The sequence below is a fragment of the Endozoicomonas arenosclerae genome (genome assembly GCF_001562015.1).
GTDB lineage: Bacteria > Pseudomonadota > Gammaproteobacteria > Pseudomonadales > Endozoicomonadaceae > Endozoicomonas_A > Endozoicomonas_A arenosclerae.
This window is the reverse complement of sequence record NZ_LASA01000163.1, coordinates 1-9057: the sequence shown is the minus strand read 5'-3', so window position 1 is coordinate 9057 and position 9057 is coordinate 1. Positions and strand designations below refer to the sequence as shown.

The window sequence follows — 9057 nt, the reverse complement described above, 5'->3', positions numbered from 1 at the left end:
GAGGATAAGGAGGTCTTCCGTTGCCACGCTTAGGGTAATAGGGCTCGATTACGGCCTCTAAGCGTTTCCATGGAATCAGAACCTCCATTCTTTCAAGAAAAATTTCCCTACGAGTTCTGCGTCGCTTCTGGCTGAATTCACTGTCGGAAAAAGAGAGTTGTTGGTCCATGACTACCTCTGATCAAGCTGCTGAGATTATTATCTCATGATCAGGGACTTATTCGCAGGTTCCTTAGTGAGGGCTACTGGTATGCAAGATCGCCAGAACTGCTTCATTCTCCATTGATGCAGACACTGGTCTGGATTAGGGTGCCGGGAGACGTTGTTTTCGCACTGGGCGCGCTTCTGTTGCTGATTTTCATGGTTCGCCTTTATAGAAAATCCTGAAGATCCGGTCATTATTTCAACAAAGATTTAAGTGAAGATCACTTTCGGCGTTTCAGGTTAAGTTGTCTGGAACTTGCTCACTGGCATGGTCTTCAAGGCTTTGATAGCATGGGCAGCAAATGGCAATGTTGCGGTTTGCCTAAGTTCCTTCAGGCTTCATAAGGTATGCAGACTATTCCTGTAACTGTATACCTTCTTTCAATATTGCCTTCACTCCCCTTACATCCAAATGGTAGACATCTATGCTTTCCTATTTGCTGGCTGGTGACCACGGTATTCCCCTGACTCTGGTGGAAACCTCTGACTATGCTCGCTGGTTTGATGAGCAGTCAGAGCCACTTCAGAATTGGCTGACCTGCACAGACTACAAGGGCAAGGGCATCAGCCTGATACCAGGCGAAGAAGGTGTAATGAGTCAGGTGATTGTTGGTGTTGAAGATCTGACCAGTTACTTCCTGTGCGGTGACCTGGTGAATCAACTGCCTGCAGGTGACTATAAACTGCAGGGTGATGAAAACCTGCTGAAGCTGGCTGCATTCAGCTGGGGCCTGGGGGCTTATCAGTTTGATCGTTACAAAAAGGCAGACGACAAAGAACGTCCAAGACTGATTCTGCCTAGCCAACCCCAGGTTGAAGAAGCTGAAAAGTTCATCAAAGCCATTGCTGTGGTTCGTGATCTGGTGAATACCCCGGCTGGCGACATGATGCCTGAACATCTGGGCGAAGCTGTTGAGAATCTGGCCGAAGAGTTTGGTGCCAAAGTCAGCCAGATTGTCGGTGACGAGCTGCTGAACCAAAACTATCCAACCATTCATGCTGTTGGTCGTGCCAGTACCCATGCGCCACGCCTGATTGATCTGACCTGGGGTAATGAAAATCACCCATTGATCACTCTGGTGGGCAAGGGTGTATGTTTCGACAGTGGTGGTCTGGATATGAAAGGCGCTGCCGGTATGCGTCTAATGAAGAAAGACATGGGCGGTGCTGCTCATGTTATCGGTCTGGCCAGACTGATCATGGACTTCAAACTGCCTGTGCGTTTGCGAATGATGATCCCTGCGGTAGAGAATGCCGTAGCCGGTAATGCTCTGCGTCCTGGTGACGTAGTGAAAACACGTCAGGGGCTAACTGTTGAAATTCATAACACCGATGCAGAAGGTCGTCTGGTATTGTGTGAAGCGCTGACAGAAGCCTGCACTGAAAACCCTGAAATGATTGTAGATTTTGCGACTCTGACCGGAGCTTGTCGAGTAGCCCTGGGTACTGAGGTTGGCGGTTTCTACACCGACGATACGGCTCTGGCCTGTGAGCTGATGCAGGCTGGTGACAAGACTGATGATCCTGTATGGCGTATGCCCCTGCACAAAGGCTACAAGTACATGCTCAAGAGTGAAATCGCAGACATGACCAACTGTGCCAAAGAGCCTTATGGTGGTTCCATTACTGCTGCTCTGTACCTGCAGGAGTTTGTTGGCAAAGATATCCCATGGGTCCACTTTGATATTATGGCCTGGAATATTCGTAACCAGCCGGGTCGTCCGGTGGGTGGTGAAGCCTTTGGTGTTCGTGCCGTCTTTGAAGTGCTGCAGAGTCGTTTCGGTCGATAAGACCCTGCTGTAGTCATCAAGCCACTGCCTGATTCAGGTGGTGGCTTTTTTGTGGGTGTCTGAAGCCTGAAAGGTATCAATATCAGGAGACTTGTGCAGATACCTACTTCAAAGGAAAGCAAAGTTATCAGGTGGGGGGAGGCTATTTCACAGGGTGGAATTCAGTTTGACTCTTCAATTCCTGCTGGTCTGCCTGGAGGTATTCCTGAGTCAACCTCAACCCAGATTGGTAAAACTAATAGTGGTCAGACTGTCACCGCGCTGAAAGACACTATTCCGGAAGTGCCTAAAACCGGAAAACCGCCTGGATTTCCAAACACAGACATAACAAGCCGCAAGCCATCTATTCCTTCCGATTCAACCTCGTTACCCTCTATTCACTCCAAAGAATCTGAACCGGCTGAGGATAAACCTCCTGTTGATGAAGTACTGGAAGAAAAAGTCCCTCGTTCTTTCAAGAAAAAGCTGGCCGACGCTGCTCGTAAATTCAAATCGAAGACCTATGGCGATCTGAAGCGATGGCTATTGGGGCAAAACTTTAAGCCTGTCCCCCAGGGGTTACTGGACAGGGTTTCTTATGACAGCAAAATGCAGGTCAACCTGACTCAAAGAAATGAGATGTTATCCACCTTGGCCGAACTTAAGGATCAACTGCGAAGTTTGAAGGATGAACTTTCTACTTTAGAAAAAGATTCCCCTCGCTATCAGGAAGTGAAGTCCCAGATCAAAAGCATTCCTGAAGACAGGGAAGCACTGAAAGAGCAAATCATGTCATTCAATAAAGAAATCGAGGCCGATTTGCCTCGATTTGCAAAGGTTGAGCGCCAGGTAAAAGGGCATTAAGCATCTGGATCGTTTAAGGATTTGCCATTGAAGGTGTCTGGTGTGTGGAATCGTATTTTTTCAGTCTGAAGCACATCCAGTACATCAATCCGTAAAGCGTCATTGAACCCATTAATACGCCGGGCCAGCCTGCTTTCTGCCAGCAGGCGATGAGCAGGAATCCACCCAGGCTGCCTCCCAGATAATACGCAACAAGATACAGTGCTGTAGCGGTAGCTTTGGCACGGGTTGCATGATGACTCACCCAGCCATAAGCAAGAGAATGAACAAAAAAGGCTCCGGAGCTGATCAGCAGCAGACCGATGATGACAGCTGCCAACTCATGAAAGCTGGTTATCCATACCCCACTCATACTAATGAAGGTTCCGATCAGGATGCCCTGAGTGGTGGTATGTTGTTTACGCCAGTGTCCACTGAGTCGAGAAGAGATGGTGCCGCTCAAATAACAGAGAAAAATCAACGAAGTCCAGCCAACAGGCAGAGAGTAGGGTGGGGCAATCAACCTAAGGCCCATAACCGTGTAGAGATTCACGAACAGGGCAAAATTCAGTCCACCGATTAACACTGCGAGTAAAAGCTTTGGATTGTGCAAGTGCTCTGCAATGATACGGCTGGCACCTCTAACACTGAACCCGGACTCTTTCTGGAAGTGTGTTGCTTTTGGCAGTAAAGCATAGACAGCCAGAGCACATAGCAGACTGAACAGAGCCATGGCAGCAACTGCGGTTTCCCAGTTCCAGTGCTCAGAAACTAAACCGCCAAAGATCCGGCCAGTGATACCTCCCAGGGAGTTGGCGCTGATATAAGTACCCACAGCCATCATAAGCGCGCTTTGAGTGAATTCTTCTGCCATGTAAGCCACTGCTACTGCAGCAAAGCCTGCCAGAGCTACTCCCAGCAATGCCCGTGAAAAAATCATTACGGTCAAACTGTTTGAAAAGAGTATGCCCAGTCCTGCCAGAGGCACCAGTGCCAGGCTGATCATCATGACCGGGTAGCGTCCCAGCTTTTCTGAAAGGATGGCCCAAGGCAGCAGTGTCAGAGCCAGCCCTGTAGTGCTTGCTGCCAGCAGGCCGTTCGCCTTGAGAACGGAAACCGAGAACTGATTGGCCATGACAGGAATGAGTGGTTGAAACAGATACAGGTTGCAGAATATCAGGAAAGATCCCAGTGCCAGGGCAAAGGTGGCTTTTCGATAAGAAGGTGTGGCGAGATCGATCATGTTATTACTGCTGTTGAATATGAAACGAACGTTAGAATAAAGTTTTTTGATAAATAAAAAAAATATATAATAAATATAGAATCCATATATTATAGATATGAAATGTGAATATTCGATATCTCCGTTACTTCATAAAAGTGGCCGAAACCCTTAACTTCACCCGGGCTGCTGAGCAGCTGCATATGGCTCAGTCGGCTCTCAGCATTGCTATAAAAAAACTGGAGAAGGAGCTTGAGCTAACCCTCTTTCATCGACAGGAACGCAGAGTGACACTGACCTATGAAGGTCAGGTGCTTTTGCAGCATGCACAGCAAATTATGCAGCAGATAGAAAGCACAAAGCTGGCTATGGATGAGCTTAAAGGTTTGGAAAAGGGGGAGGTACGTCTTGGGGTACCCAGCATGATGGGGTCGTATTTCTTCCCGGAAATTCTGATGGCGTTTAAAAGCCGATATCCCAATATTAAATTACGAATGGTTGAAGCGGGCACCCAGACTATTCGGAAAATGCTGGTGAATGGTGAGCTGGACCTGGGTGTTGTAGTCAATCGGAATGTCCCGGACACTCTGGCTACAGAGCATCTACTGAGTTCAGAGATGGTGGCCGTGTTCAGTGAAAAGCATCGCTTTGCCCAGCAGGCATCGGTCACTTTTGAGGAGTTCTTCAGTGAAGATCTGGTGATGTTCAGAGAAGGCTACTTTCACAGAGAACTGGCCGATGAGATTTGCCAGAAATATCAGCTGGAAGCCAATATCGCCGTTGAAACCAATCTTTTGCCCATGATTCTGAAAATTGTTGAGCATAATCAGGGGGTTTCACCCTTGTTAGAGCTGGTCACTCAAAGTGAGCATCAAATACGCTGGGCTCCTTTCAAGGATCCGGTAAAGCTGGACATTGTCATGGCCTGGCGTAAAGGCAGCTATCTCTCTCTGGCAGACAGGACGTTCAAAGAGTTTGTGAAAGAACAGTGCAACCGGTAAGTGATCTGAATCGACCATTCATACGTAGATAGATTATTCGCGGGCAAAAAAGATCGCATCAATCACCGGAGAAGGGAAGTTCCGTATGATTAGAATACTCTACCGTCTGCCAGACCTGACTTGTGCTCAAAAGTTGAATCAACTGGTTGAGTCTCAAGGTGTATCCCACAATCGCATCCACATAGCTCATAAAGATCATCTTACTCTCCATAAAGAGGACCTGAACGACTTGTCGTTTCTGGAAGAATACGACACTGTACATTCCGGTGAGCGAGGTTTCCTTGTAGGTATTATATTGACTGTACTGGTCGGGCTTTCGGTCTATGAGCTTATGGAAGGTCATCCGATTGCCTCAATCATAACCTTGTTCGCCAGCCTGGTGGTGCTCGGTTACTCCACCTGGCTGGGTGGTCTGATAGGAGCTTCCAGTGACAACTACCGACTTCAACCTTTTCACGATCACCTGGAGCAGGGCGGCAGTGTCGTCATGCTGGATATTGATGCAGACTCGGCTCCAAAACTGATGAATGCTATTGCGCATCATATTCCTGAGGCAGAGCCTGCAGGCAGGAGCCAGATGTTGGATAACCCGTTCAAGGGATCATTTTTTCTTAGAAAGCACTCGTGAGGTCAGACTATGAATCTGAAAACACTGAATGCCATTGCACGCCAAGAACCTATTCATCTGGAGTTGATCTCAGCAGAAGGTGATATTTACCTCTGCAGAATCAACGACAGGGAATGGCTAACTCAGGGCACGGAAGAAAAACCCAAGGTTTTTCACAGTATTTTTGAGGCCAAGCACGCATTGGGCAAAGATCTGTCTGATCAGCTGGATATGGTCATGTCCACCACCTATGACGAAATGATTATGTCCGGTGACGAGGCAAAAGGTGAATCTATTCGTCATGGTCTTTCAAAAATTGATCGATAGCTTTACACCAGCCATTGCTGGGTCGATCGGGTAACAGGTTCTGATCTCGCAAGCCCAGTTTGAATTCTACCACTGAGCGCCATTCCAGCGAGCCGAGGTCAGGACCATGACCCATACCATCACCCGTAGGTACTCTTGATTCAACGTATTCATACCAGCTTTCGGTGCAAAGTGATGGCTCTTTGACCTGAGATGCACAGCCGTTCAGAAAGAGGCAGAAGAACAGCCACGAAAAGATGTATTTGGATTGAGAAACGCAGGGTGGGAACATTTTCATATCACCGATACTAAGGGTTAAAACCTTGTGCATAGACAGACTACAAAAATATAAGAGAAAGTCCTTGAGCATTAGACATTAAGAAACCGGAATGAGTGAATTTCTTAACATTGAATCATTTTCAGCTATCTTTCTTCATAAATGAATACTTGGCGTTGAACTATAGGCGTTGCGGAAAGAGATATCTCAACTATGTATTTGAAAAAAGCTCTGCACTTACTCGTTTTGAGCTTTTGTTTCATCTGTTTTACCCCCGGTGCATTGGCTGCCTCTCATCCAAACAGTTTATATTCGGTGCCGGGATTTTCCATGCAATCACAAGGTTCTATTGAGCCCCTCCTGAAGTTAGCGTGGAGGCTGGTTGTCAGTGCCAGTGAGTCGATCCGAAAGTGTTTTTCCTGCTGCTGTACTGGATCGTCAGAAAAAGACCGCAAAGGCAATTACGTCCGGGTTCCGAACTGTGAACCTGAAAGCCCGGTGGAAGAGAGCAATGCGCCTCAGCCAACAAAACAAAATCATCGCTCAGCGGCTTCTCAACGACTTCTTACTATTCACAATCCAAAGAACTACCACCAACAGCTAACTTTGCTACTGAGCAATAACCAACACTCACTCGGAGATACCCCCAAGGATGGTAATTGTTTCTATCACGCTGTCTGGAGTTTGACGAACATAGGAATGGAGTCTCTTCAGCAAACCATGACCGCACTTTTGAGTTCCAGTGAGGATGAGCAAATCATTGCGGCTCAGGCCATTATTCAAACTCATCTGGGTGAAGATGTTTCTGGTTTTGTACTCGAATGCATCGAGCAGAATCAGTGGGGAGAGCTTTCATTTCTACCCGTGCTGGTGCAGGCTCTTAATATCATTCAGGGCGATCAGTTTCAGGGAATTGCCGTGATCACCCCTGATAACAGTTTAAACAGTGAGCCCCTTATCACTATTTATCACCCTAATGGCGATACGACAATCACCACTGAATTTCCTGCTCATCTTCCGATACTGATTCATGAAACAGCGATTCATTGGACTTTCGCCGAAGCGGATTCGCAGACGCCGGAAGGGACATTGGATCATCCTTCTGCTCCCATTAGCGAGACTACTCCTCATGACATTGGGCCGACACCTGGGTCTGGGCGAAGTGTTTGTATTTATCCGTCTGCGTGTGGTCAAAACGTGTATAAAGAGATGTTTTATCCCGGGTGGGGGGATAAACCTCCGTCTTCTATCTATCTGTTCGATTAAATTCGAGCAGGCAATCAGTCTTTAACTCTGTTACTCACTTGTTGGCACAATGAGATCCCCTGACTGGTTGCAAAACACAGCCAGGGGAGATGTATAACCCTCAGAACAAAAGTAATGGACTTTATTGATGGCTGGCTCTTGTGAATCGACCTGCTTTGTAATACCAGCCAAACACGAAAATGTTATACCAGTTGCGAAGTGTGAAATCTTCTATGTCATTGAGAACGGTCAGAGGGTGATAAAAAGCTCTTCTTGGGTTATGACTGAAGAGACCAATTCGATTTTCGAAAGGTTCCTGAAAATAAAAATCTACCGCTCCGTTGATCACGGTCTGAGTGAGCAGTGTCTGTAAAACGAACCCGGTATTTTTACCCACAAACTGATTCAGCAGCTCCTTCATTTTTTCATAAAAAAATAAGTAAGAGGTATAACTGGCTCCAGTTAAAGTGGCGTATTTTTCATCGAACCTCTTGGTTAGGGCTTGCATCTCTCTTTCTCCGTTACCCACGGGTATTGGTGCAGTTGTTCCCAGGTTGCTGACTTTGCCCTGCAGAGGTATCTTCAGAAACTCTCTTGCTTCCTGCATAAGGGATGCGAGAAAACATTGTGCTTGTTCAAGTTCAAGATCATAGAGAGTAAATTTGATGTGTTCCGACAGGGTTTCCTTAGTGAGCTCTGAGGCCATAGATTCATCCGCTGAGACTTTTGAAGAGCCTTCCCCGTGATAGAGGTAATGTTCCAGGCCTGCGAATTGTTCAAAGCTCTTGATATGAGCAATGAATGCCTTGACCACGGCTTTCCTGATATGGGTATAACGGGCTCCCGATATGGAAAAAATCACTCTTCCGGGCGTAATCCCTTTTTGATAACCGATGTAGCTAAATAACATGAGGGTTCCCAAGGCAGAAGACCAGGAAGACCCCACTTTATTTAATGACATGCTGAAAATAACGGCACCTATGAGCATGGTGCTGGTACCGACTCTTTGCTTCTCACTGCCGGATGTAAAGGGGGAGTCTTGTCCACGCATGAAAACAGGCTGGGTGAGATTGGCAAAGATGGCTTCAAAATCGTGCTGTTCATGCCTTCCTTTCATCTGTTGAATCATGGCAGGAGAAAGATGAATAACACTAAGTTCAAGATGGGAGTCATCTGAGTTCAGATTCTGAACAATTAAAGCAGGGCTGTCTTGTTCATTTTGTTCCTGAGTTTGGGAAAACTCTTCTCCTTCGGACAGTGTGCAGCTCACTTCCATTTGGTATTGACTCTTTATATTTCTTTTCAAGTAAGGAACAAAGCCTGCTTCTTCTTCATCAGGTTCAAAAGGGGTATAGCCCCTGTGATGTATTTGAGCCAGAAACCAGTTGGCTTCAAAAAAGTGCATGTCGCCGGTTTCGACACAGATATAAGATTCATAATTAGGCGTTTCCTTATTGTCCGTCAAAGGAAGTGCCTGAGAACTTGCGGCAACTAACAGCAAGTAAAATAATAAACTGCGGCGGAAAAATCCCATAGGACGCTCCAGAATATTTGTTTTTAATCAGTGTTTTTAAACTGCGGCG

At 46.7% G+C, this 9057-nt stretch carries 10 protein-coding genes; 6 read left to right on the top strand and 4 right to left on the bottom strand.

The window, feature by feature from the left end; translation table 11 throughout:
* On the bottom strand, positions 1–169 hold a 169-nt coding region (locus tag WG89_RS32325; protein ID WP_062260605.1), incomplete at its 3' end, for a transposase.
* Positions 170–629: 460 nt separating this feature from the next.
* On the opposite strand from WG89_RS32325, the gene WG89_RS24655 reads away from it, so the two are divergent.
* Both WG89_RS24655 and WG89_RS24650 read left to right on the top strand, forming a co-directional pair.
* Complete coding sequence (locus tag WG89_RS24655) at positions 630–1994, top strand: leucyl aminopeptidase family protein (protein ID WP_062270344.1); 1365 nt, start codon at positions 630–632, stop codon at positions 1992–1994.
* Positions 1995–2087: 93 nt separating this feature from the next.
* Positions 2088–2837, top strand: coding sequence for a hypothetical protein (locus WG89_RS24650; protein WP_062270343.1), 750 nt, complete (start codon positions 2088–2090; stop codon positions 2835–2837).
* A gap of 13 nt (positions 2838–2850) precedes the next feature.
* On the opposite strand, the gene WG89_RS24645 is transcribed toward WG89_RS24650, so the two are convergent.
* Positions 2851–4059, bottom strand: a complete 1209-nt coding sequence (locus WG89_RS24645; protein WP_062270342.1) for an MFS transporter — start codon at positions 4057–4059, stop codon at positions 2851–2853.
* 104 nt (positions 4060–4163) lie between these two features.
* Here WG89_RS24645 and WG89_RS24640 point away from each other — a divergent pair, with 104 nt between their 5' ends.
* From WG89_RS24640 to WG89_RS24630, 3 genes are all read left to right on the top strand, one after another.
* Entirely contained in the window at positions 4164–5039 is an 876-nt protein-coding gene (locus tag WG89_RS24640; protein WP_062270341.1) for a LysR family transcriptional regulator, read from the top strand.
* A gap of 85 nt (positions 5040–5124) precedes the next feature.
* A complete protein-coding gene (locus WG89_RS24635) occupies positions 5125–5667 on the top strand; it encodes a hypothetical protein (RefSeq protein WP_062270340.1) in 543 nt (180 codons plus the stop codon).
* A gap of 9 nt (positions 5668–5676) precedes the next feature.
* A complete protein-coding gene (locus WG89_RS24630; protein ID WP_062270339.1) occupies positions 5677–5973 on the top strand; it encodes a DUF6482 family protein in 297 nt (98 codons plus the stop codon).
* Here the strand turns inward: WG89_RS24630 and WG89_RS24625 are convergent.
* On the bottom strand, positions 5939–6283 hold the full coding sequence (locus WG89_RS24625) for a hypothetical protein (protein ID WP_062270338.1): 345 nt from the start codon (positions 6281–6283) through the stop codon (positions 5939–5941). The genes WG89_RS24630 and WG89_RS24625 overlap by 35 nt on opposite strands.
* Before the next feature lie 276 nt (positions 6284–6559).
* On the opposite strand from WG89_RS24625, the gene WG89_RS24620 reads away from it, so the two are divergent.
* Positions 6560–7495 carry an OTU domain-containing protein gene (locus WG89_RS24620; RefSeq protein WP_153301806.1) on the top strand — a complete coding sequence of 312 codons (936 nt, stop codon included), beginning with the start codon at positions 6560–6562 and terminating at the stop codon, positions 7493–7495.
* A gap of 121 nt (positions 7496–7616) precedes the next feature.
* Here WG89_RS24620 and WG89_RS24615 read toward each other — a convergent pair whose 3' ends face one another.
* Positions 7617–8939 carry a hypothetical protein gene (locus WG89_RS24615; protein ID WP_153301805.1) on the bottom strand — a complete coding sequence of 441 codons (1323 nt, stop codon included), beginning with the start codon at positions 8937–8939 and terminating at the stop codon, positions 7617–7619.
* Between the last annotated feature and the right edge of the window lie 118 nt (positions 8940–9057).

Coding starts and splice junctions, on each gene's coding strand:
- WG89_RS24655 (WP_062270344.1), top strand. CDS start 630: ATGCTTTCCTATTTGCTGGCTGGTGACCACGGTATTCCCCTGACTCTG.
- WG89_RS24645 (WP_062270342.1), bottom strand. CDS start 4,059: ATGATCGATCTCGCCACACCTTCTTATCGAAAAGCCACCTTTGCCCTG.
- WG89_RS24635 (WP_062270340.1), top strand. CDS start 5,125: ATGATTAGAATACTCTACCGTCTGCCAGACCTGACTTGTGCTCAAAAG.
- WG89_RS24630 (WP_062270339.1), top strand. CDS start 5,677: ATGAATCTGAAAACACTGAATGCCATTGCACGCCAAGAACCTATTCAT.
- WG89_RS24625 (WP_062270338.1), bottom strand. CDS start 6,283: ATGCACAAGGTTTTAACCCTTAGTATCGGTGATATGAAAATGTTCCCA.
- WG89_RS24620 (WP_153301806.1), top strand. CDS start 6,560: ATGCAATCACAAGGTTCTATTGAGCCCCTCCTGAAGTTAGCGTGGAGG.